This is a genomic window from Rathayibacter sp. AY1B4, assembly GCF_002932815.1.
Taxonomy (GTDB): Bacteria; Actinomycetota; Actinomycetes; order Actinomycetales; family Microbacteriaceae; genus Rathayibacter.
In genome coordinates this window covers 103,280-125,954 of sequence record NZ_PSWN01000006.1, presented here as the reverse complement: position 1 = coordinate 125,954, position 22,675 = coordinate 103,280, and the positions used below count along the sequence as shown (strand labels likewise).

Sequence of the window (22,675 nt, the reverse complement as noted above, 5' to 3'; positions counted from 1 at the left end):
TTCCCTCCTGAACGGGTCTAAAAAGAGGTAAACGCAGATCCGAGGTCGGCAACGACACCGCGGATCCGGCGCACCACCCACGGCGAGACGACGGAGTCCACATGTACGCACCGGAGCGGCACCAGGCGATCCTGGACCGCGCCCGCACCGACGGGCGTGTCGAGGTCCGCGACCTCGCCCTCTCCCTCGCCGTGACGCCGGAGACGATCCGCCGCGATCTCACCAGCCTCGAGAAGCGGGGCCTGCTGCGCCGTGCGCACGGCGGAGCCATCCCCGTCGAGCGGCTGGGCATCGAGCCCGAGGTCGCCGCCCGCGAGGGACACCTCGCCGGCGAGAAGGACCGCATCGCCACCGCGGCCCTCGCCGAGGTGCCCGACGGCGGCTCGATCGCCATCGACGCCGGCACCACCACGGTGCGGCTGGCGGAGCTGCTCCCCCTGGACCGCCGGCTGACGGTCGTCACCCACTCCCTCCCCGTCGCGATGGCGCTCGTCGGCCGGCCCAACATCGACCTCCACCTCATCGGCGGGCACCTGCGCGGAGTCACGCAGGCCGCCGTCGGACCGTGGGCCGCCCAGGCCCTCTCCACGGTCTCGGTGGACGTCGCCTTCATCGGCACGAACGGCCTCAGCCTCGAGCGCGGGCTCACCACCCCCGATCTCGACGAGGCCGTCGTCAAGTCCGCGATCATCGCCTCCGCGCGCCGGGTCGTGGTCCTCGCCGACCACTCGAAGTTCGGCCGGCAGGACTTCGGGCACGTCGCTCCGCTGTCCGCGGTCGACACCGTCATCACCGACGCCGATGTCGACGACGAGCTCGCCGACGACATCGAGTCGGCCGGCCCGGAGGTCGTCCGCGCATGATCGTCACCGTCACCGCCAACCCGAGCATCGACGTCACCCTCTCCACGAGCGGCTTCGCCGTCGGCGAGGTCAACCGCGCGCACGACGTGCGGCGCGACCCGGCCGGCAAGGGCGTCAACGTCGCCCGTGCCCTCGCGCGCAACGGCGTCGAGGCGACCGCGGTCTACCCGGCCGACGCCTCCACCGGCGTCGACCTGTCCACGATGCTCCGGGCCGCCGGAGTCCGCTCGGCCAGTGCGGCGATCGCCCACCCGATCCGCACCAACATCACCGTGGTCGACGACCGGACGGGCCGCACCACCAAGATCAACGAGCCCGGCCCCGCCGTCACGGAGGAGGAGGCTCACGCCCTCTCCGAGCTGATCGGCGAGCACGTCTCGGCCTCGCCCCGCTGGCTCGTCGCCTGCGGCAGCGTCCCCCCGGGACTGGGAGCGGACTTCTACCCCGCCCTCGGCCGCCTCGCCCTGCACTTCGGCGTCCCCCTCGCCGTCGACACCTCGGGAGCCCCCCTGACCGCGATCATCGCGGCCGGCACCGCCACCCTGGTGAAGCCCAACCTCGAGGAGCTCGAGGAGCTCCTCGGCCGCTCCCTGACGACGGTCGGAGACGTCGTCGCCGGAGCCCGTGAACTCCTGCAGCTGCCCGACGCGCGAGCGCTCGTCAGCCTCGGAGAGCACGGCGCCCTCCTCGTCACGGCGCACGCGTCGTGGTGGGCGGGCGCCCCCGCCGTCGTGCCCCTCAGCACCGTCGGCGCCGGCGACAGCACGCTCGCCGGCTACCTCTCGGCCGTCGACGCCACGGAGGCGGAGCGCCTCGCGACAGCAGTCGCGTGGGGTACCGCCGCCGTCCAGCTCCCGGGCAGCGAAGCCCCGGGTCCCGACTCCCTCCGCCTCGACGACGTCTCCGTCGTCGAGAACCCCGACCCCACCCTCCCGATTGGAGAACTGAGCGCATGACTGCTCTCACCGAGGCGTCGACGGTCATCGTCGACCTCACCGCCGCCACGAAGGACGAGGCCACCGCGCAGCTCGCGAAGACGCTCGCCGACGCCGGCCGCGTCACCGACCTCGACGGCTTCCTCGCCGACGTCCGCGACCGCGAGTCGCAGATGGCGACCGGCATGCCCGGCGGCATCGGGATCCCCCACGCCCGCTCCTCCCACGTCGTCTCGCCCAGCGTGGCGGTCGGCATCGCGAAGCAGGGTGTCGACTTCGGCGCCCCCGACGGCCCGGCCGACCTGATCTTCCTGATCGCGGCTCCGGACGGCGCCGACCAGGCGCACCTCAAGATCCTCGCCCAGCTCGCCCGCAAGCTGATCCACGAGTCCTTCACCGGTTCCCTCCGCGCCGCCGCCAGCGGCCAGGAGGTCGCGGACATCATCGCCCGAGAGGTCGTCGTCTCATGAGGATCGTCGCCGTCACCAGCTGCATCGCCGGCATCGCGCACACCTACATGGCGGCCGAGGCCCTCGAGCAGGCCGCGAAGAAGAAGGGGTACGAGATCCAGGTCGAGACCCAGGGCGCCGCGGGCTCCGATCCCATGTCGGACCGGACCATCGCCGACGCCGACGTCGTGATCCTCGCCGCCGACCTCGAGGTCCGCGGCAAGGAGCGCTTCGCCGGGAAGCCCACCCTCGAGGTGGGCACGTCGGAGGCGCTTGCGAAGGCGGCCGACGTCATCGACCGCGCCGTCGCGAAGGTGCAGGACGCGCCCGCCGCGAGCCCCGCCTCCGGCCCGCGCTTCGTCGCCGTGACCAGCTGCATCGCGGGCATCGCCCACACGTACATGGCCGCGGAGGCGCTCGAGCAGGCCGCGAAGAAGCGCGGCTACCCGATCCACGTCGAGACCCAGGGCGCGGCCGGCTCGGACGAGATGACCGCGGCCGACATCGCCGCCGCGGACGTCGTCATCCTCGCCGCCGACCTCGAGGTCCGCGGCAAGGACCGCTTCGCCGGCAAGCCGATCCTCCAGGTGGGCGTCGCCGAGGCCCTGTCCAAGCCGGACGAGGTCCTCGACCGCGCTCTGGCCCTCCGCGGCTCCGCCGCGTCCGCCCCCGCCCGCTCGACTCCGGCCGCGGCCCCCGCCGCGCCGAAGAAGGTCGGCGTCGGCACACGCATCCGCCAGAACCTGATGACCGGCGTCTCCTACATGATCCCGTTCGTCGCGGCGGGCGGTCTGCTGATCGCCCTGTCGTTCCTGTTCGGCGGCTACCGGATCGTCGACTTCACGGCCCAGCAGATCATCGACGACGGCTTCAACGTCGCGAACATCACGGACTGGGCCGGAGTGATGTTCCTCATCGGAAGCGCGACCTTCGCCTTCCTGGTGCCGGTGCTCTCGGGCTTCATCGCCTTCGGCATCGCCGACCGTCCCGGCATCGCGCCGGGCTTCCTCGGCGGCGCGGTCGCGGTCACCGTCGGCGCGGGCTTCCTGGGCGGCCTCGCCTCCGGCTTCATCGCCGGCTACGCGGCCCTCTACATCTCGCGGATCAAGCTCCCCGCGGCGTTCAAGTCGCTGATGCCCGTCGTGATCATCCCCCTGATCGCCACCTTCATCACCGGCTTCCTGATGTTCGTGGTGCTCGGAGCGCCGCTCCGCGCACTGAGCGAGGGCCTGTCGTCCTGGCTCTCGGGCCTCTCGGGCGGCAACCTGATCATCCTGGGGATCATCCTCGGCCTGATGATGGCGTTCGACATGGGCGGTCCGGTCAACAAGGTGGCCTACGCCTTCGCGACCACCGGCCTCGCCTCCGTCCCCGCCGACGGCGACCCGAACTCCGTGCAGTTCAAGGTGATGGCGATCGTCATGGCCGCCGGCATGACCCCGCCGCTGGGTCTGGCCCTGGCCACGACGCTCCGCAAGCGCCTGTTCACCGACGCCGAGCGCCAGAACGGCAAGGCCGCCTACCTGCTGGGCGCGTCCTTCATCTCGGAGGGGGCCATCCCGTTCGCCGCGGTCGACCCGCTGCGCGTGATCCCGTCCGCCATGGTCGGCTCGGCCGTCACGGGTGCGCTCGTCGCGCTCTTCGGCTCCACCCTCCGCGCCCCGCACGGCGGCGTCTGGGTCACCGGGCTCGTCGGGCAGCCGATCCTCTACCTGGTCGCCATCCTGGTGGGCATGGTCGTCACGGCCGTCTGCGTGATCATCGCGAAGAGCATCAAGCGCGCCCCGGTGGTCGCCGAGGTGCCCGAGCCCGCCACCGCGCAGGCCGTCCCCGCCTGATCCCCTCCGACCGACCGTCCTGAGCGGTCCCGCCGGCGGTCGCCTCCGCGCTCCTCCCCCTCTCCGAGGGAGTCGCGCGAGGCGGCCGCCGGCTTCCGCGTTCCGGGGTGCGAGCGCTGCCGGGCGGCCCGCTCCGCGGCTCCGAATAGACTGCTCCGGTGACTCGCAGCACCCTCCGCATCGCCTCCGTCAACGTGAACGGCGTCCGCGCCGCATACCGCAAGGGGATGGGCGACTGGCTCGCCGCCCGCGACGTCGACGTCCTGGCCCTGCAGGAGGTCCGCGCCTCCACGGACGACCTCACGGGGCTCCTCGGGGAGGAGTGGGACGTGCTGCACGACGAGGCGACCGCCAAGGGGCGCGCCGGAGTCGCTCTCGCCTCGCGCAGGCGCGCCACGATCCACCGCGTGACGTTCGGCGCCGACGACTTCGACTCGGCCGGACGCTGGCTCGAGGCCGACTACGAGGTCGGCGGCCGCTCGCTCACCGTCGTCTCCACCTACGTCCACTCCGGCGAGGTCGGCACCCCCAAGCAGGTCGAGAAGTACCGCTTCCTCGACGCGATGGAGGCGCGCCTGCCCGAGATCCGGGCGCACAGCGAGCTCGCCGCGGTGATGGGCGACCTCAACGTCGGCCACCGCACGCTCGACATCAAGAACTGGAAGGGCAACGTCAAGAAGGCCGGCTTCCTCCCGGAGGAGCGCGCCTACGTCGACCGCTTCGTCGGCGCCGAGGGCGACCCGGACTACAACGCCGGTGCCGGACTGGGCTGGGTCGACCTCGGCCGCCGGTTCGCGGGCGAGGTGCCCGGACCGTACACGTGGTGGTCTCAGCGCGGCCAGGCCTTCGACACCGACACCGGCTGGCGCCTCGACTACCAGCTCGCCACGCCCGCGCTCGCCGACCTCGCCCGCAGCTACGAGGTCGACCGCGCCGCCTCCTACGACACCCGCTGGTCCGACCACTCCCCCGTGGTCGTCGACTACGAGCTCTGACCCTCTCCCCCGCGAACCGACCCCTCGAGGCCACCCATGACTCCCAGCACCCCGGGCGCCAAGCCCGTCATCTTCTCCGGCATGCAGCCCTCCTCCGGGTCGCTGCACCTCGGCAACTACATCGGCGCGCTGACCCAGTGGGTCGCGATGCAGGAGGACTTCGACGCCTACTTCTGCGTCGTCGACCTGCACGCGATCACGGTCCCGCAGGATCCGCAGCAGCTCCGCGAGCGCACCCGCGCGACCGCCGCGCAGTACATCGCCGCGGGCATCGACCCCGCGCGCTCGACCCTCTTCATCCAGTCCCACGTGCCCGCTCACGCCGAGCTCGCCTGGGTCCTCAACACCCTGACCGGCTTCGGCGAGGCCAGCCGGATGACGCAGTTCAAGGACAAGTCGGCGAAGCAGGGCGCCGAGGCCGCCTCGGTGGGCCTGTTCACCTACCCGATCCTGATGGCGGCCGACATCCTGCTGTACCAGACGGACGCGGTGCCGGTCGGCGAGGACCAGCGCCAGCACCTGGAGCTCACCCGCGATCTCGCCGCGCGCTTCAACTCGCGCTTCGGCGAGACCTTCGCCGTGCCGGAGCCCCACATCGTGCGCGAGACCGCGAAGATCTTCGACCTGCAGAACCCGGGCGCCAAGATGTCGAAGTCGGCGGAGTCGGATGCGGGCCTGCTCAGCGTGCTCGACGAGCCGAAGGCGACCGCGAAGAAGATCATGCGCGCCGTGACGGACACCGAGTCGGAGGTGCGCTTCGACCGGGCGGCGAAGCCCGGCGTCTCGAACCTGCTGACGATCTACTCGGTCCTCGCCGACCGCTCCGTCGAGTCGCTGGAGCAGGAGTACGCGGGCCGCGGCTACGGGGACCTCAAGAAGGGCCTCGTCGAGGTGGTCGCCGCCACCTTCGACCCGATCCGAGCGCGGACCGCGGAGCTGCTCGCCGACCCGGCCGAGCTCGACCGGGTCCTCTCCCTCGCCGCCGACCGCGCGTCCGAGACCGCGGAGCGCACGCTCGCCGCCGTCTACGACTCCGTCGGCCTCCTCCGCCGCGTCCGCTGAGGCGGCCGTGCTGCGGCTCGCGCTCTTCGACCTCGACGACACCCTCTTCGCCCATGCCCGCGCTGTGCGGGAGGGGATCGTCGCGTACGCCGCCTCGCTCGGCGCCGCCTACGCCGGCGAGCCGGCCGACGTGCAGCGCCGCTGGCACCTGCTCGAGGAGGAGCACTACCACCGCTACCTCGCGGGCGAGCTCGACTACGAGGGCCAGCGCCGGGCGCGCGCCACGGACTTCGCCGCGGAGGCCGGAGTCGGGCTGACTCCCGAGGAGGCGAGCTCCTGGTTCCGCGGGTACCTCGAGCACTACGTCGCCGCCTGGACCCTCCACGACGACGCGCTGCCCGTCCTCGACCGGCTCGACGCCGCCGGAGTCCGCCTCGGCGTCATCACCAACGGCGTGCTCGACTTCCAGCGGGGGAAGATCGAGGGCACGGGCCTCTCCGGTCGCTTCGAGCACGTGATCGCCTCCGGCGACGTCGGCGTCGCCAAGCCGGACGCGCGGATCTTCGCGATCGCCTGCGAGCGGTTCGGGGTCTCTCCGGAGGAGGCCCTCTACGTCGGCGACCGGCTCGGCACCGACGCCGTCGGAGCGGCCGCTGCGGGCCTGCGCGGCGTCTGGCTCGACCGCGTCGGCGGTCCCGAGCACGGCCGCGTGCTGCCGCCCGAGGCGGTCGAGCTGGGCGTGCACCGGATCGCTTCCCTGGACGAGCTGGACGCGCAGCTCGGGCTGTCGGCGGACTGAGGCCTCACCCGGTTCGGGTCTCGATATGCCGCCTGCAGCGACTACCCGACAAGCATGCAGGTCCGAATTGCCGGGTCTCGATGAGCCGTCTGCGGCGACCACTCGACCAGCATGGGTGTCCCCGAACCACCCCGTTGCGATACTCGTTGCGCCGTCGTCGGAACGACGAAGCGCCCCACCCGACCCGAGGGTCGGACAGGGCGCTTCACCGTGAACGGACGCACGTCATCCGCTCGCCGCACGAGGCGAACGGGGAGAACGCGTGTCAGCGTTGTCCCCTAACCGGACGGAACCCGCTCCCCGAGACGCGACCACCTCGATGAGCCGACCGCGCCGCGGCAGGCAGGGACTGCCGCGGAAGGAACTACTGCACGTCCTCGTCGATCCAGTCGAAGGTCTTGGTGACGGCCTTCTTCCAGAGGCGGTACTGGCGGGCGGCCTCGTCCTGGTCCATCTGCGGGGTCCAGCGCGAGTCCTCCTGCCAGTTCTGGCGCAGGTCGTCGAGGTTCTCCCAGAAGCCGACCGCGAGACCGGCCGCGTAGGCCGCTCCGAGCGCGGTGGTCTCCGCGACGACCGGTCGGACGACCGGGACGCCGAGGATGTCGGCCTGGAACTGCATGAGCAGGTTGTTGGCGATCATGCCGCCGTCGACCTTGAGCTCCTGCAGGGGGACGCCGGAGTCGGCGTTGACCGCGTCCAGGACCTCGCGGGTCTGGAAGGCGGTCGCCTCGAGCGCGGCGCGGGCGATGTGGCCCTTGTTGACGTAGCGGGTGAGGCCGACGAGGGCTCCGCGGGCGTCGGAGCGCCAGTAGGGGGCGAACAGACCCGAGAAGGCGGGGACGAAGTACGCGCCTCCGTTGTCCTCGACCGTGGCGGCCAGCGCCTCGACCTCGGGGGCCGAGCCGATGAGGCCCAGGTTGTCGCGCAGCCACTGGATCAGCGAGCCGGAGACCGCGATCGAGCCCTCGAGCGCGTAGTGCACCTCGCCGTCGCCGAGCTTGTAGCCGATGGTGGTGAGCAGACCGTTCTTCGAGTGGACGATCTCGGTGCCCGTGTTGAAGATCAGGAAGTTGCCGGTGCCGTAGGTGTTCTTCGCCTCGCCCGGGTCGAACGCCGCCTGACCGAAGGTCGCGGCCTGCTGGTCGCCGAGGATGCCGGCGATCGGGACCTCGCGCAGCAGCGACGACGACTCGACGTGGCCGTAGACCTCGGAGGAGGAGCAGACCTCGGGGAGCATCGACTTCGGGACCCCGAAGGCCTCGAGGATGTCGTCGCGCCACTCGAGGGTCTCGAGGTCGAGGAACAGGGTGCGGGAGGCGTTGGTGACGTCGGTCTTGTGGACGCCGCCGTCGATGCCGCCGGTCAGGTTCCAGAGGACCCAGGTGTCCGTCGTGCCGAAGATCAGGTCGCCCGCCTCGGCCTTCTCGCGCGCGCCCTCGACGTTCTCGAGGATCCAGACGATCTTGGTGCCGGAGAAGTAGGTCGCGAGCGGGAGGCCCACGATCGACTTGAAGCGGTCAGCGCCCTCGTCGCCGGCGAGGCGGTCGACGATCGACTGGGTGCGGGTGTCCTGCCAGACGATGGCGTTGTAGACGGGCTTGCCGGTCGTCCTGTCCCAGACGACAGCGGTCTCGCGCTGGTTGGTGATGCCGACGGAGGCGATGTCGTGGCGGGTCAGGTCGGCGCGGGAGAGAGCCTGGCCGATCACCTCGCGGACGTTGTTCCAGATCTCGATCGGGTCGTGCTCGACCCAGCCGGCGCGCGGGAAGATCTGCTCGTGCTCCTTCTGGCCGGTGGAGACGATCGATCCCTTCTTGTCGAAGATGATCGCGCGGGACGACGTGGTCCCCTGGTCGATAGCGATGACGTAGTCAGCCATGAATGATTACTCCTTCGTAACGGGGGTGAAAGGAAGCGCGGCGGTCTAGAGGACCGGGAGCAGCACGAGCGAGGCGAGGCCCGCGAGCACTCCACCGACGATCGGGCCGGCGACGGGCACCCAGGCGTAGCTCCAGTCGCTCGAGCCCTTGCCCTTGATCGGCAGCAGCGCGTGCGCGATGCGGGGGCCGAGGTCGCGGGCGGGGTTGATGGCGTAGCCGGTCGGGCCGCCGAGGGAGGCGCCGATCGCGATCACCAGGATGGCGACGGGCAGCGCGCCGAGCGCGGCCAGACCGCCGTCGCCCTGACGTCCGCCGCCGAAGCCGATGACGACGAAGACGAGGACGAAGGTGCCGATGACCTCGGTGACGAAGTTCCAGCCGTACGAGCGGATCGCCGGGCCGGTCGAGAAGACGCCGAGCTTGTTGGCCGCGTCGGGCTCCTCGTCGAAGTGCTGCTTGTAGGCGAGCCAGCAGAAGACGGCACCGAGGATCGCACCGATCATCTGGGCGAGGATGTAGACGAGGATCGAGACGATGTTGACGGGCACGCCGGAACCGAACTCGGTCGCTCCGCTCGCGACGAGGCCCAGGGTGACCGCGGGGTTGAGGTGCGCCCCCGAGTTGTACGAGACGATCACACCGGCGAAGACCGCGAAGCCCCAGCCGATGTTGACCATGAGGGTTCCGCCGTTGAGACCCTTGCTCTTCACGAGCGCGACGTTGGCGACGACACCGCAGCCGAGGAGCACGAGCATGGCCGTTCCCACGACTTCGGCGAGGAAGACCACTCCGAGATTGTCCACGTTGACCTTTTCCTTTTCGTAAGACGGACGCGCACAGGCATCCGCGGCGGGCTTCGATGCCCGACGGTGTGAAGTTATCGGCGCCCTGTCCTAGCGACAAGGAACGGCGCGTGCACGTTTGTGCGTTGTCACGACGGAAGCCCCGGTCGAGGTGATCCTCGGTCCGGGGCTTCCGTCGATCCGCGCCTGATCGCCGATCAGGAGGCGGGCACGGCCGTCGGGGTCTGCACCGAGGTGCCCCCGACGTCGACGCCGTTGTACTCCTTGAGGTGCGCGATGGTCGCGTCGACCTCCGACGCGCGGGCGGCGTCGTCCCAGCCCAGCACGGCGCCCGTGTGCTCGGCGAGCTCCTCGAGGAGCTCGCGGCTCAGGCCGCCCGTGAAGGCGTGGTTGGTGCGGCGCATCACCAGGTCGATGAGGTGCACCACGCTCTCGCGCTGGGCGAGGTAGCGGATCTCACCGGTGGTGAAGTCCTTGTCGAAGTCGAGCGCCTCGTCGTGTCCGTCGGCCAGGGCCTCGATGACCTCCTGCGCGCGGGTGCCGTAGCGCTCGAGCAGCTGGCCCGTGCGGGCCGAGGAGAGCCCGGAGCGGTGCTGGCTGATCCACTGCGCGCGGGACGCGTCGGTGCGCGGGAAGCCCTTGCCGCCTCCGATGGGGGTCTTCACGGTGGAGACGCGACGGGTCACGCCGATCCGCTTGAAGACCTCGTTCGAGAGGTGCTCCGACAGGGCGCGGAACGTCGTCCACTTGCCGCCGACCAGGCTGAGCACGGGCGAGCCGTTGCCGGGGAGCGTCGAGGGCTCGATGCGGTAGTCGCGGGAGACGAAGCCCGGGGCCTCGTCGTCGTGGCGGGGCAGCGGGCGGATGCCGGAGAACTTGAAGACGATCTGCGAACGGTCCACGCGGATGGCCGGGAAGACGTGGTTGACGAGCTCGAAGAAGTAGTCGATCTCCTCCTCCGTGCACACCGCCGGCTTCGTGGGGTCGGCGTCGATGTCGGTCGTGCCGACCATCACGCGGCCCTTGAGCGGGTAGATGAGGACGATGCGTCCGTCGCTGTGCTCGAAGAACATCTCGCGACCCTCGCAGGCCTCGACCAGCTCGGGGTTGTCGAGCACGATGTGCGAGCCCTTGGTGCCGCCCATGAATTTCGTGGACGTGCCGAGGGCCGTGTTGGTGAAGTCGGTCCACGGTCCGGAGACGTTGACGACGACGTCCGCCGCGAAGGTGAACTCCTCGCCGGACTCGCGGTCGCGGAGGACGACGCCCTTCTCGTCGGCGCCGACGGCCTCGACGTAGTTGGCCGCGCGGGCCTTCCTGCCGCCGATCAGCGCGTCGTGGAGCACGTCGAGCGCGAGGCGCTCGGGCTCGTGCACGGAGGCGTCGAAGTAGGTGGCGGTGTACTTGATCTTCGGGTCGAGCTTGGGGAGCTCGTTCAGCGAGCGCTTGCGCCCGTGGAACTGGTGGCGCGGGACCGTGCCGCCGTCGCGGGAGAAGAAGTCGTACATCGTGAGGCCGACCTTGATCAGCAGCGCACCGCGCTCCTGCGGCTTGCCCGACTTGTGGGTCAGGAAGCGCAGCGGAGCCGCGAGGATGCCCGAGAACGTCGAGTAGATCGGGATCGTCGTCTGCAGCGGCTTCACGTAATGGGGAGCGATCTTCAGCAGGCCGTTGCGCTCGTGCACGCCCTCGTTGACGAGTCGGAACTCGCCGTTCTCGAGGTAGCGGATGCCGCCGTGGATCATGTGGCTCGAGGCGCTCGAGGCACCGGAGACGTAGTCGCCGCGCTCGACGAGGGCGACGTCGACGCCGTTGAGCGCGAGCTCGCGGAAGGTCCCGATGCCGTTGATGCCACCGCCGATGACCAGGACCGTGGCGCGGGGGTTGTCGCGGAGAGCAGCGACGCTCTCGCGCAGAGCGGAGTTTCCGGGAGTTCCGTCGGACTGTGCCACTTCGTACTCGCCTTCGTGTCGTAGGGGTGTCGTCGAGGCCTCCGCACCAGCGTGCACCGGGGAGATGACCGATTGATTTCGCGGAGGAATACAGCCATCCTTGACCCGACAACACATCCGGTCAAGACGGGTGGAAATCCGTGCAGGGAGCGCTATGACCCCGGTGAGACCGGTCGTCGAACTCGACGAGACGACCCACGCGACCCATCCCGACAAGACGCGGGACGCGCTGCGTGCGGCCCAGCTGTACTACATGCAGGATCTGACGATGGACGCGATCGCGCACGAGCTGCACACGTCGCGCTCCTCCGTCTCGCGCCTGCTCTCGCACGCCCGCGCGACCGGCCTGGTCGACATCCAGATCCGCTCCCCCCTCGACCGGGCGAGCGCCCTCTCGGCCGAGGTGCGGTCCCACTTCGACATCACGGCGCACATCGTGCCGGTGCCGGACCACACCAGCGAGATCGACCGGCTCGAGCGGGTCGCCCTGTCCGCAGCGAGGATCCTCGGGCAGTTCATCGATTCGAACATGATCGTCGGCATCGCCTGGGGCTCCACGATGAGCGCGATCAGCCGCCACCTGATCGCCAAGGAGACGCACAACACGCAGATCGTGCAGCTGAACGGCGCCGGCAACACCGAGACCACGGGCATCAACTACTCGAGCGAGATCCTCCGCCGCTTCGGTGACGCCTACGCGGCGAAGGTCCAGCAGTTCCCGGTGCCGGCGTTCTTCGACGACCCGACCACCAAGCAGGCGGTGTGGCGCGAGCGCTCCACCCGACGGGTCCTGGAGCTGCAGCAGCGGATGGACGTGGCGCTGTTCGGGCTCGGGTCGCCGTTCGCGGCGGTCCCCTCGAAGGTCTACATCGGCGGCTACCTGGAGCCGAGCGACTTCACCTCGCTCAGCGGCTCCGGGGTCGTCGGCGATGTCGCGACGGTGTTCTACCGGTCCGACGGCAGCTGGGACGACATCCCCATGAACGAACGTGCAAGCGGTCCGGACCTCTCCACCGTGCGCCGCGCGTCGCGCCGGATCTGCGTCGTCTCGGGCGCCTCGAAGCTGCCGGGCCTGCGCGGCGCCCTGGCGGCCGGCCTCATCACCGACCTCATCCTCGATGAGGGAACGGCCCGCGCCCTCATCTCGGACTGACGACTCCCGCCCCCTCCGCGGGGACGCCGGTCGGGTACGCGGCACGCCGACGCGAGCGCACCGGAGCGGCGTCTCGCGGGAGCGGTCAGGACTCGCGGGCGTGCGCGTCGAGGAACTCGTAGACCTCGGCGTCGTCGATGCCGGGGAAGGTCCCCGACGGCAGCGGCGCGAGCACGTGCGCGTGCAGGCGCGCGCTCGGCCAGGCGTTGCCGTCCCAGCGCGCGGCGAGCTCCGACGGGGCGCGCCGGCAGCAGGACTCGTCGGGGCAGCGGGAGAGCTCGCGGCGGTCGGTGTCGCGGCCGCGGAAGAAGCGGGCCTCGGCGAACGGGACGCCCACGGTGATCGAGAACTCCTCGGTGGCGGTCGTGCCGGTCTGCGACGCCGACCAGAAGGTCCCCGCCGGGGTGTCGACGTACTGGTAGTACTCCGTCGTCCGGTTGGTCCGGGTGAACGCGGAGCGCGCCGACCAGTAGCGGCAGACCACCTGGCCCTCGACGGCCCCGGTGACGTCGGTCGGCAGCGGCAGCCCGTCGTTCTCGTAGGCCTTCTGGATCGAGCCGTCTCCCAGCACCCGCAGGAAGTGCATCCGGATGTCGAGGTGCGAGGTGAGCAGGTTCGTGAAGCGCAGGGCGGCGGCCTCGTGGGTGACGCCGAAGCCGTCGCGGAAGTCCTCCACCGAGATGTCCCGCTCGCGCTTCGCCTCCTGGAGGAACGCGACCGCCGGCTCCAGCGGCATCAGGCACGCTGCGGCGAAGTAGTTGATCTCGAGGCGCTGGCGGAGGAAGTCGGCGTAGGTCACCGGCCGCTCGTGCCCGAGGAGGCGGTGCGCCATCGCCTGCAGCGCCAGCGCCCGCAGGCCGTGGCCCCCGGGGATCGAGGCGGGCGGGAGGTAGATCCTGCCGTTCGCGAGGTCGATCACCGAGCGGGCGGAGTGCGGCAGGTCGCCGACGTGGATGATCTCGAAGCCGAGGTGCCGGGCCATCTTCGAGACGGAGCTGTGGGTCAGTGCTCCTCCGCGGTGCCCGACGGTCCGGAGCATCTCGCCCGCCACCTCCTCGATCTCGGGCAGGTAGGAGCTGCGCTCGCGCAGCTGGAGCCGCTGGGCGGTGTTGGCCCGGCGCGCCTCCTCCGGTGTGGCACTCGCCTCGCTCCGGCGACGGGCGAGCTCGCGGTAGACGCCGAGGAACGCCTCCAGCACGGGCGTGCTCAGCCCCTTGTTGACCTTGAACTCGGGCAGGCCGAGCGAGCGGTACAGCGACCCCTTCTGCACGCGCGCCAGCTCGATCTCCAGCGCGGCCCGCTCGCTCGGCGGCTCGTCCGAGAGCAGCGCCGCCAGCTCGACGCCGAGCGCGGCCGCGAGGCGCTGCAGGAGGGAGAGGCGCGGCTCGCGGCGGCCCGTCTCGATCAGCGAGAGCTGGCTCCCCGACACGTCGACGCGCTCGGCGAGCTGCCCGAGGGTCATACCGCGCCGGGTACGGAAGTGGCGCAGGCGCTGCCCGAGCAGCACGGCGTCGGAGCCCGGGGCGGGTGTCGAGGGATCGGTCACGGCGAGCTCCAGCGGTCGGTTGTGACGAAAGCGCAAAAAGACGGTTTCTTGACCGCCGGAGCGCCGGGAATACCTCCTGATCCTCCTCCATCCTGGCTTCAGGCGCCACTGAGCGCCCCTCCCGGCCCGGCCGGCCTCTTCCCGGCTGCGGCCGGCGACTCCCCACCCCCGTCGACGACGACCACCGAAAGCGGAGCCAGCATGAGCATCTACAGCAACACCGTCCGACTCGAGCCGAGCACCATGACCGCGCCGACGTCCGTCCCCGCGCCCGTCGTGCCGCCGGCGCCCCTCGCCCTCCGCCGCTGGGTGCGCGAGACCGCCGCGATCCTCCAGCCCGACGCGATCGAGTGGAGCGACGGCTCCCCCGCGGAGTGGTACCGCCTGACCGAGCGGCTCGTCGCCTCCGGCACGCTCCTCCCGCTCAATCCGGAGTGGCGGCCCGGCTCGTTCCTGGCCCGCACCGACCCGGACGACGTCGCCCGGGTCGAGGACCGCACCTTCATCTGCACGACCGACGAGGCCGACGCGGGACCGACCAACAACTGGCGCGAGCCCGCCGCGATGAGGGCCGAGCTCGCTCCCCTCCTCGACGGAGCGATGCGCGGACGGACGATGTACGTCGTCCCGTTCTCGATGGGGCCCGTCGGCGGTCCGCTCTCGCAGCTGGGCGTCCAGGTCACCGACTCGGCCTACGCGGTGCTGAACCTGCGGATCATGGCGCGCGTGGGCTCCGAGCCGCTCGCCGCCTTCACCGAGGAGACCCCGTTCGTCCGCGGCGTGCACACCGTGGGGCTGCCCCTCCGCGACGCGGACGGCGTCACCCGCGAGGACGTCGCCTGGCCGTGCAGCCCCGTGAAGTACATCACCCAGTTCCCGGAGACGCGCGAGATCGTCTCGTACGGCTCCGGCTACGGCGGCAACGCCCTGCTGGCGAAGAAGTGCTTCGCCCTGCGCATCGCCTCGGCGATGGGGCGCGAGGAGGGCTGGCTCGCCGAGCACATGCTGCTGATCCGCATCGTCTCGCCCGAGGGACGGCGCTACCACGTCGCCGCCGCCTTCCCGAGCGCGTGCGGCAAGACCAACCTCGCGATGATGCAGCCCGCGATCCCCGGCTGGCGGGTCGAGACGCTGGGCGACGACATCACCTGGATGCGTCGCGGCGAGGACGGACGCCTCTGGGCGATGAACCCCGAGACGGGCTTCTTCGGCGTCGCTCCCGGCACCGGGGAGACCTCGAACCCGAACGCCGTGCAGACGCTCTGGGGCAACACGATCTTCACCAACGTCGCGCTCCGCGAGGACGGCGACGTGTGGTGGGAGGGCCTGACCGACGAGGTCCCGGAGCGGCTGACCGACTGGCGCGGGCAGCCGTGGACGCCGTCGTCCGGCACGCCCGCCGCGCACCCCAACTCCCGCTTCACCGCGCCGGCCGCGCAGTGCCCGTCGCTCTCCGCCGACTGGGACGCCCACGAGGGCGTGCCGCTGGACGCGATCGTCTTCGGTGGCCGACGGGCGAGCAACGTCCCGCTGGTCACGCAGGCCACCTCGTGGCAGCACGGCGTCTTCCTGGGTGCGACCGTCGCCTCCGAGAAGACCGCGGCCGCGGAGGGCACGGTCGGGGAGCTGCGCCGCGATCCGTTCGCGATGCTCCCCTTCTGCGGCTACAACATGGCCGACTACTTCGCGCACTGGCTCGCGATCGGCGCCGAGCTCGGCGATGCGGCGCCGGCCGTGTTCCAGGTCAACTGGTTCCGGAAGGACGCGGACGGCGAGTTCCTCTGGCCCGGCTTCGGCGAGAACGCGCGGGTGCTGCAGTGGCTCGTCCGCCGCCTGGAGGGGCTGGCGGAGGCGCGGCGGAGCCCCCTCGGCGACCTGCCGCTCGCGATCGACACGCACGGGCTCCGGCTCTCCGCGGCCCAGAAGGAGGAGCTGTTCTCCGTCCCGGTCGAGGCGTGGCTGGAGGAGTGCGCGCTCACGGAGGAGTTCTTCACGCGGTTCGGCGACCGGCTGCCGCCCGAGCTGACCGCCGAGCTCCAGGCCCTGCGGCTCCGGCTCCTCGCCGAGAAGCTGCCGCTGGCGGCCTGATCCCCCTGACCGAGCCGGCTCCGGCCGGACACCCCTGTGGCCCGCGGGCGGATCATCCCCCTTTCCTCGCACCCCCGCGGGTCCACTCCCCCCTTCCGCTCCCACGACGACGGGCACCATGACCGACCGCATCACGCTCCGCTTCCTCGCCGCCCCGCAGGACGCCACCGCCGACGGCCGCAGCGCCCAGGCCGGGCGCGTCCTCGAGTGGATCGACAAGGCCGGCTACGCCTGCGCCGTGGGCTGGAGCGGCGGCTACTGCGTGACGGCGTACGTCGGCAACGTCCACTTCACCCGGCCCATCTCGGTCGGCAACCTGATCGAGGCGACCGCCCGCGTCATCCACACCGGGCGCACGAGCATGCACGTGCTGGTGCAGGTCGCGCAGGCGGATCCGCGGACCGGCCTCTACGAGGACGCCACGCACTGCCTCCTCGTGTTCGTGGCCGTCGACGACGAGAAGAGGCCGCGGTCGGTCCCGGAGTGGCGGCCCCGCTCGATCGAGGACCTGTCCCTCGCCGAGGGGGCCGCCGCGCGCATCGAGGGCCGCCGACGGCTGCACGACGTGATGCGCGCCCAGGAGTACACCGAGGAGGGCACCGGTCCGCGGATCGTGTTCCGCTTCCTCGCGGCACCGGGAGACGTCAACTGGGGCGGCAACGCCCACGGCGGGATCGTGATGCGCTGGATCGACGAGGCGGCCGACGCGGTCGCGCAGCGCTGGACCGGCCGCGACTCTGTGGCCGTCTACTCCGGGGGGATCCACTTCTACCGTCCGGTGCGCATCGGGCATCTCGTCGAGGTGGAGGCGCGCCTCATCCACACGAGCGCCCGGAGCATGCACCTGGCGGTGCATGTGCGCTCCGGGGACCCGCGGACCGGCGAGCTGGAGCTGACCACGCAGTGCCGGAGCGTCTTCGTGGTGCGGGGCGCCGACGGGGCGGCCGAGCCGGTCCCGCCTCTCGAGCCGCGGACCGAGGAGGACCGGCGTCTGGACGCCCATGCGCGCGAGCTGATCCTCCTGCGCGCGGCGCTGCCGCCGCTCCCGCTCGCGGGGACGGCCGGCGCTAGGGTCGGAGCGTGAAGCTGCCGATCCTCGTCCTCAACGGCCCGAACCTGAACCTGCTCGGCACCCGCGAGCCCGAGCTCTACGGCTCGGACACCCTCGCCGACGCCGAGGCGCTGGCGGCGGAGGCTGCCGAGCGGCACGGCTTCACGGTCGAGACCTTCCAGAGCAGCTCGGAGGGCGCGATCGTCGACCGGCTGCACGCGGCTCGCGGCTCCGTCTCGGGAGTGGTGCTCAACGCCGGGGCGTACACGCACACGTCGATCGCGATCCGCGACGCCGTCCTCGCGACCGAGCTGCCGATGGTCGAGGTGCACGTGAGCAACGTGCACCGGCGTGAGCCGTTCCGGCAGCACTCCTACCTCTCGGACGTCGCGATCGCCGTGATCGTCGGCGCGGGCATCGCCGGCTACGGCTACGCGGTGGACGTGCTCGCGCGAGCGGCGGAGAAGCGATGAGCGGGCTCGGACGCTCCTTCGGCAGCGCGGTCGACGCCTACGACCGCGGGCGGCCCGGCTACCCCGACGACGCCGTCGACTGGATCGTGGGGCACGCCCCCGCGCGGGTGGCGGGCGCCTTCGTCCCGGAGCGGGCCCGCGCGGCGGGAGCCGACGCCTCCGATCGGCTGCGCGCCGTGGACCTCGGCGCGGGAACGGGCAAGTTCACCGCGTCGCTCGCGTCCCGCGGCCTCGACGTGACCGCGGTCGAGCCCGACGCGGAGATGCTCGCGCGGCTCGCCTCGAATCTGCCGGCGGTCCGCCCCGAGGAGGGGACGGCCGAGGCGATCCCCGCCGCGGACGCCTCCGCGGAGCTCGTCACCGCCGCGCAGTCGTGGCACTGGGTCGACGCCGAGCGCGCGGGAGCCGAAGTCGCCCGCGTCCTGGTGCCGGAGGGCGTGCTCGCGCTGGTGTGGAACATCCGCGACGAGTCGGTCCCCTGGGTGCGCCGGCTCGGCGAGGTCGCCGGAGCCTCCACCGCCGAGCGCTTCGAGACGCTCCGGCCGCCGCTCGGCTCCGCTCTCGAGCGGGTGGCGTTCGCGGCCTTCGAGTGGTCCTTCGAGCTGGACCGAGCCGGGGTGCGGGACATGTTCGCGTCCCGCAGCTACATCATCGCGATGCCCGACGAGAAGCGCGCCGCGGTCCTCGCGGCGGTCGACGCCGTGGTGGACGAGGAGTCGGGCGGGAGCGGGACCGTCGCGATGCCGTACTCGACGCGCGTGACGATCGCGCGCCGCTCCTCCTCCGCCTGACTCCGCGCCGCGCGCCGCGGACCGCCCCGCCCGCCGACTACCCTCGGAGGGCGCCGCACCGGCGCGAGCACCGAGAGCACGAGGAGAGACGCACGTGAGCATCATCGCCGCCGCAGACGGGTCCGCACTGGGCAACCCCGGCCCCGCCGGCTGGGCCTGGTACGTCGACGACGAGCGCTGGGCCGCGGGCGGCTGGTCGCACGGCACGAACAACATCGGCGAGCTCACCGCGGTGCTCGAGCTGCTGCGCGCGACCGCGCAGGAGGAGGAGCCGCTGCACATCCTCTGCGACAGCCAGTACGCCATCAAGGCCTGCACCGAGTGGCTGCCGGGCTGGAAGCGGAAGGGCTGGCGCAAGGCCGACGGCAAGCCGGTGATGAACGTCGAGATCATCAAGGCGCTCGACGAGGAGCTGCAGGGCCGGGCGGTCACCTTCGAGTGGGTGAAGGGGCACGCCAACCACCGGATGAACGAGGCCGCCGATGTCCGTGCCCGGAGCGCCGCGACCGCCTACCAGCGCCGGCAGCCCGTCGACGCCGGACCCGGATGGCCGACGGCCGCCGCCGCGCCCGCCGCGGCCGCCGCGCCCCCCGTCGAGGACTCCGCCACCCTCTTCTAGCCGCGTTCCCCCTGGGGCAGCCGCAGCAGCCCCGTCGCCACCAGCTCGCGCACCCGCGGCAGCACCGAGTCGGACACCGCCTCCTCCTCGACCTGGAGGAGCGAGGCGACCGCCGCCGCGATCGCCGCCACCGAGAGCTCGCCGTCGCAGGCGCCGACCACGGCGGCGAGCGCCGTGTCGACCTCCTCGACCCGGGCGAAGCCGCCGCCCTGGCGCAGCCGCAGCACCGTCGGATCGTCGTTGCCCGGCCAGTAGTGCCGCTCCTCCGTGACGTCTCCGGCGACGACCAGGGCGAGACCCGCCAGAGCGCGGTCGTCGATCGACGCGAGGGCCTCGGCCGCGTCGAGGCAGGCGGCGAGGTGGCCGCCCAGGCCCGCGGTCGCGACCGGCGTGGTGATCCGCTCGAGGCGGCGGATCGGCGGGCGAGGATGCTCGGGCAGGCGGAGCGTGACGTAGCCGAAGCCGACGCCGGTCACCCCGCGCCGCTCGAAGTCGGTCAGCCAGGCGTCGACCAGCGCGTCGAACGCGGGGCCGCGAGTCGTGCCGCCGTCCCGGATCCAGGTCTCGGCGTAGACCGCCGGATCCTGACGCTCGCGCTCCACGACCCAGACGTCCAGCGGAGAGGCGGTCCCGCCCATCCAGGCGTCGAGCCCCTCGGGCCCCGCCTCGAGCGCCTGCTCCAGCGGGCTGCGGGCGTCGGCGAGCCAGTCCGCGATCCGGTCGAAGGCGTCCGCGCCCTCCCGGTACTCCCAGTTCCCCAGGAGCTGCGCGACACCGCCGGGCACCAGGTGCTCGGCTGCTCCGAGGATGACGCGGCGCACGATCTCGTCGCCCTCCAGCCCGCCGTCGCGGTACTCGTAGGAGGGGACGCCCTCGGCTCGCGGCGTGATGACGAACGGCGGGTTCGTGACGATGTGGTCGAAGCGCTCCCCCGCGACCGGCTCGTAGAGGCTGCCGAGGCGGAACTCGATGTTCTCGATCCCGTTGAGCGCCGCGGTGAAGGAGGCGAGCGCGAGCGCGCGCTCGGAGATGTCGGTGGCGACCACCTGCTCGGCGTGGCGGGAGGCGTGCAGCGCCTGGATCCCGCAGCCGGTCCCCAGGTCGAGCACGCGGCCGACGGGTCGCTGGATCATCAGGCCGGTCAGCGTGAGGCTCGCGCCGCCGACGCCGAGCACGTGGTCCTCGTCGAGCGCGCGGCCGAGGGCGAGCTCCCCGAGGTCGGAGGCGATCCACCAGGAGGCAGCGCCGCGCTGGTCGACCACGTCGTAGGGGCGCAGGTCGAGGGCCGCGGTGACGACGGCTCCGGCCTCGACGCGCACCAGGCCGAGCTCCACCGCCCCCTCCAGCGCGAGAGCGCCGAACGCCTCGTCCGCGTCGTCGGCCGAGACGGGATCGGCCAGGAGGAACAGGCGGGCGAGGGTGGCCAGCGCGTCGTGGTCGCCGCTGCGCTCGAGGGCGCGGCGGGCGGGGACCCGGTCGCCGCGGTGCAGCGCCTCGGCCGCTTCGTCGCCCCAGAGCCCCCGCACGGCGTCCACGCCGTAGCGGGCGCGGATCAGGTCGTCGCGCAGGAGGGCGATACGGGCTCGGTCGAACGGGTCTGCGGAGAACACCGCTCCATCCTCCTGCACACGGGTCGGCCACCGGGGCCGCCGCGGCCGTACGATCGGAGGCATGCCGCTGACCGGAGAGTACGAACCCAGCACGTCCGAGTGGGCCCGCGAGCAGGCGGAGCTCTACGAGCGGACCGGCGGAGCCGAGGGCAACCTCCTCCGCGGCCGCCCCATCATCGTCCTGACCACCGTCGGCTCGAAGAGCGGGAAGCTCCGGAAGACCGCGCTGATGCGCGTCGAGCACGAGGGCGAGTACGTGGTCGTCGCGTCCAAGGGCGGCGCGCCCGAGCACCCCGTCTGGTACGGCAACATGCTCAAGGAGCCGCACGTCGAGCTGCAGGACGGGCCCGTGAAGAAGGACTACGCCGCGAGCGTGCTCGAGGGCGATCTGCGCGCGGCCTGGTGGGAGCGCGCGGTCGCCGCGTGGCCGGACTACGCCGAGTACCAGACGAAGACCGAGCGGCAGATCCCGCTCGTGCTGCTCACTCCCTGGTCCTGAGCGCGGCGGGCGGCTCGGCTCGTCGCTGAGGCGGCCGTCCTCCGGTCGAGGACGCGCCGCACGGCAGGCGCCTCACGCGGGCGGCGAGCCCAGCGGATCCGGTCCGGCCTCAGACCCGGGCCGCGATGAGGTCGAGCACCTTCGGGCTCGAGAGCAGCGCGAAGTGGCCGACCACCGAGACCGCGATGTTCTCGCGCGCCCCGGCGAGGCGGCTCCCTCCGGGGATGTACTGGTCGCGCATCCCGTAGATCGACGTGATGCGCGCGTCGGCCTCGCGCTCGGCCAGCAGGGTGCGGATCAGCGGGCGGTGGGGCGCGAACTCCCGGAGCGCCCGCGCCGGGGCGATCCGTGCGAGCGACGAGCCGTTGAACGGGGTCGAGACGGCGATCATGCGCTCGATCCGCCCGTCCTCGCGGTCGTCGACGACCATCATGTGCTTGCCGATCAGGCCGCCCTTGCTGTGCGCGACGACGACGACTCCGCGCAGATCGTGCTCGCGCAGGTAGTCCTGGCCGAGTCCGGCCGACGCGACGATCGGCCGCGTGTTGTAGCCGAGCGCGGGCAGCACGTGGATCGGATGGCCCGCCGCGTGCAGCCTCTCGGCGATGGGCCGGAGGAACTGCCACGTCTCGTAGATCCCGGGGATGAGCAGCACCGGAGCGCCGTCGCCGGACGCGTACCGCGACACGTCCCAGCCCTCCCGCAGGTGCACGAAGCGCGAGCCGTAGGCGTAGCGGTAGTCGCGGAGGTACGCGCGCCGCAGCGAGGTCGAGCGGCGTGGGCGGGCGGAGTCACGCGCCGGCATGGGCCCGCTCCAGCTCCGCGATGTCGAGGCGGCTCATCGCGAGCATCGCCTGCAGAGCGCGCGCGGACGCCTCGGGGTCGGCGCCTCCGAGCAGACGCGGGAGGACCTCCGGCACGATCTGCCAGGACAGCCCCCAGCGGTCGCGGAGCCAGCCGCACCGGCTCTCCTCGCCGCCGTCCGCGATCAGGGCGTCCCACAGCCGGTCGAGCTCGGACTGGCCGCCGACGGTCACGACGATCGAGACGGCCTCGGTGAACGGGAACCGCGGCCCGGCGTTGATCGCCTGGAACCGCTGCCCGTCGAGCTCGAACGTCACCGACAGCACCTCGCCGGGCGACGGGGAGCCCTCCGGCAGCACCTGGCTTCCGGTGATCCGCGAGTTCGGCACCAGCTCCGTGTAGAAGCGCGCCGCCTCCCCCGCGCCGTCGTCGAACCAGAGGAAGGTGCTGACCGCGCCCATCGGAGTCTCCGTCCTGCGCGGGAGGGTCTCCGCGGCTCCCTCAGTGTGCCGCGGAGGCGCCCTC

21 protein-coding genes are annotated in these 22,675 nt (G+C 72.0%); 14 read left to right on the top strand and 7 right to left on the bottom strand.

Features of this window, described 5'->3' with window-relative positions:
• Positions 1-101: 101 nt before the first annotated feature.
• The 7 genes from C5D66_RS06015 (at position 102) to C5D66_RS05985 (ending at position 6,881) form a co-directional block, all read left to right on the top strand.
• Positions 102-863 (top strand): DeoR/GlpR family DNA-binding transcription regulator, encoded by a 762-nt coding sequence (locus C5D66_RS06015; protein WP_104226423.1) that lies wholly within the window; start codon positions 102-104, stop codon positions 861-863.
• Complete coding sequence (locus C5D66_RS06010) at positions 860-1,819, top strand: 1-phosphofructokinase family hexose kinase (RefSeq protein WP_104226424.1); 960 nt, start codon at positions 860-862, stop codon at positions 1,817-1,819. The genes C5D66_RS06015 and C5D66_RS06010 overlap by 4 nt, the downstream gene beginning before the upstream one ends.
• Entirely contained in the window at positions 1,816-2,268 is a 453-nt protein-coding gene (locus tag C5D66_RS06005; protein WP_097166616.1) for a PTS sugar transporter subunit IIA, read from the top strand. The genes C5D66_RS06010 and C5D66_RS06005 overlap by 4 nt, the downstream gene beginning before the upstream one ends.
• Positions 2,265-4,085: a PTS fructose-like transporter subunit IIB gene (locus C5D66_RS06000; RefSeq protein WP_104255404.1), complete on the top strand. Its 1,821-nt coding sequence runs from the start codon at positions 2,265-2,267 to the stop codon at positions 4,083-4,085. The genes C5D66_RS06005 and C5D66_RS06000 overlap by 4 nt, the downstream gene beginning before the upstream one ends.
• Before the next feature lie 158 nt (positions 4,086-4,243).
• Positions 4,244-5,080, top strand: coding sequence for an exodeoxyribonuclease III (locus C5D66_RS05995; RefSeq protein WP_104255405.1), 837 nt, complete (start codon positions 4,244-4,246; stop codon positions 5,078-5,080).
• Between the two features lie 36 nt (positions 5,081-5,116).
• Positions 5,117-6,142 carry a tryptophan--tRNA ligase gene (gene trpS / locus C5D66_RS05990; RefSeq protein ID WP_104232840.1) on the top strand — a complete coding sequence of 342 codons (1,026 nt, stop codon included), beginning with the start codon at positions 5,117-5,119 and terminating at the stop codon, positions 6,140-6,142.
• A gap of 7 nt (positions 6,143-6,149) precedes the next feature.
• Entirely contained in the window at positions 6,150-6,881 is a 732-nt protein-coding gene (locus C5D66_RS05985; protein ID WP_104255406.1) for an HAD family hydrolase, read from the top strand.
• 364 nt (positions 6,882-7,245) lie between these two features.
• Here the strand turns inward: C5D66_RS05985 and glpK are convergent, their stop codons facing one another.
• The 3 genes from glpK to C5D66_RS05970 form a co-directional block, all read right to left on the bottom strand.
• Positions 7,246-8,760, bottom strand: a complete 1,515-nt coding sequence (gene glpK / locus C5D66_RS05980) for a glycerol kinase GlpK (RefSeq protein ID WP_104226427.1) — start codon at positions 8,758-8,760, stop codon at positions 7,246-7,248.
• A 45-nt stretch (positions 8,761-8,805) separates the two neighbouring features.
• The gene (locus tag C5D66_RS05975) at positions 8,806-9,516 is read right to left on the bottom strand and encodes an MIP/aquaporin family protein (protein ID WP_374952909.1); all 711 of its coding nucleotides are present in this window, start codon (positions 9,514-9,516) and stop codon (positions 8,806-8,808) included.
• A gap of 245 nt (positions 9,517-9,761) precedes the next feature.
• Positions 9,762-11,516, bottom strand: coding sequence for a glycerol-3-phosphate dehydrogenase/oxidase (locus C5D66_RS05970; RefSeq protein WP_258061232.1), 1,755 nt, complete (start codon positions 11,514-11,516; stop codon positions 9,762-9,764).
• A 253-nt stretch (positions 11,517-11,769) separates the two neighbouring features.
• On the opposite strand from C5D66_RS05970, the gene C5D66_RS05965 reads away from it, so the two are divergent.
• Positions 11,770-12,669: a sugar-binding transcriptional regulator gene (locus C5D66_RS05965; protein WP_374952908.1), complete on the top strand. Its 900-nt coding sequence runs from the start codon at positions 11,770-11,772 to the stop codon at positions 12,667-12,669.
• 85 nt (positions 12,670-12,754) lie between these two features.
• On the opposite strand, the gene C5D66_RS05960 is transcribed toward C5D66_RS05965, so the two are convergent.
• Positions 12,755-14,215: a helix-turn-helix domain-containing protein gene (locus tag C5D66_RS05960; RefSeq protein WP_258063887.1), complete on the bottom strand. Its 1,461-nt coding sequence runs from the start codon at positions 14,213-14,215 to the stop codon at positions 12,755-12,757.
• Between the two features lie 243 nt (positions 14,216-14,458).
• On the opposite strand from C5D66_RS05960, the gene C5D66_RS05955 reads away from it, so the two are divergent.
• The 5 genes from C5D66_RS05955 (at position 14,459) to C5D66_RS05935 (ending at position 19,237) form a co-directional block, all read left to right on the top strand.
• The gene (locus C5D66_RS05955) at positions 14,459-16,303 is read left to right on the top strand and encodes a phosphoenolpyruvate carboxykinase (GTP) (protein WP_104255443.1); all 1,845 of its coding nucleotides are present in this window, start codon (positions 14,459-14,461) and stop codon (positions 16,301-16,303) included.
• A 118-nt stretch (positions 16,304-16,421) separates the two neighbouring features.
• Positions 16,422-17,387 carry an acyl-CoA thioesterase gene (locus tag C5D66_RS05950; RefSeq protein WP_104255407.1) on the top strand — a complete coding sequence of 322 codons (966 nt, stop codon included), beginning with the start codon at positions 16,422-16,424 and terminating at the stop codon, positions 17,385-17,387.
• Entirely contained in the window at positions 17,384-17,827 is a 444-nt protein-coding gene (aroQ, locus tag C5D66_RS05945; protein WP_104238317.1) for a type II 3-dehydroquinate dehydratase, read from the top strand. The genes C5D66_RS05950 and aroQ overlap by 4 nt, the downstream gene beginning before the upstream one ends.
• Positions 17,824-18,618, top strand: a complete 795-nt coding sequence (locus tag C5D66_RS05940) for a class I SAM-dependent methyltransferase (protein WP_104255408.1) — start codon at positions 17,824-17,826, stop codon at positions 18,616-18,618. The genes aroQ and C5D66_RS05940 overlap by 4 nt, the downstream gene beginning before the upstream one ends.
• Positions 18,619-18,712: 94 nt before the next feature.
• Positions 18,713-19,237: a ribonuclease H gene (locus tag C5D66_RS05935; protein WP_104223203.1), complete on the top strand. Its 525-nt coding sequence runs from the start codon at positions 18,713-18,715 to the stop codon at positions 19,235-19,237.
• Here the strand turns inward: C5D66_RS05935 and C5D66_RS05930 are convergent.
• Complete coding sequence (locus C5D66_RS05930) at positions 19,234-20,847, bottom strand: methyltransferase (RefSeq protein ID WP_258061230.1); 1,614 nt, start codon at positions 20,845-20,847, stop codon at positions 19,234-19,236. The two genes, C5D66_RS05935 and C5D66_RS05930, sit on opposite strands and share 4 nt — an antisense overlap.
• A gap of 61 nt (positions 20,848-20,908) precedes the next feature.
• Between C5D66_RS05930 and C5D66_RS05925 the strand changes: the two genes are divergently transcribed.
• Positions 20,909-21,346, top strand: a complete 438-nt coding sequence (locus C5D66_RS05925; RefSeq protein ID WP_104223205.1) for a nitroreductase family deazaflavin-dependent oxidoreductase — start codon at positions 20,909-20,911, stop codon at positions 21,344-21,346.
• A gap of 109 nt (positions 21,347-21,455) precedes the next feature.
• Here C5D66_RS05925 and C5D66_RS05920 read toward each other — a convergent pair whose 3' ends face one another.
• Together C5D66_RS05920 and C5D66_RS05915 are read right to left on the bottom strand one after the other, a co-directional pair.
• Complete coding sequence (locus C5D66_RS05920; RefSeq protein ID WP_104223206.1) at positions 21,456-22,151, bottom strand: triacylglycerol lipase; 696 nt, start codon at positions 22,149-22,151, stop codon at positions 21,456-21,458.
• Complete coding sequence (locus C5D66_RS05915; RefSeq protein ID WP_104223207.1) at positions 22,138-22,611, bottom strand: VOC family protein; 474 nt, start codon at positions 22,609-22,611, stop codon at positions 22,138-22,140. The genes C5D66_RS05920 and C5D66_RS05915 overlap by 14 nt, the downstream gene beginning before the upstream one ends.
• Positions 22,612-22,675: the final 64 nt, after the last annotated feature.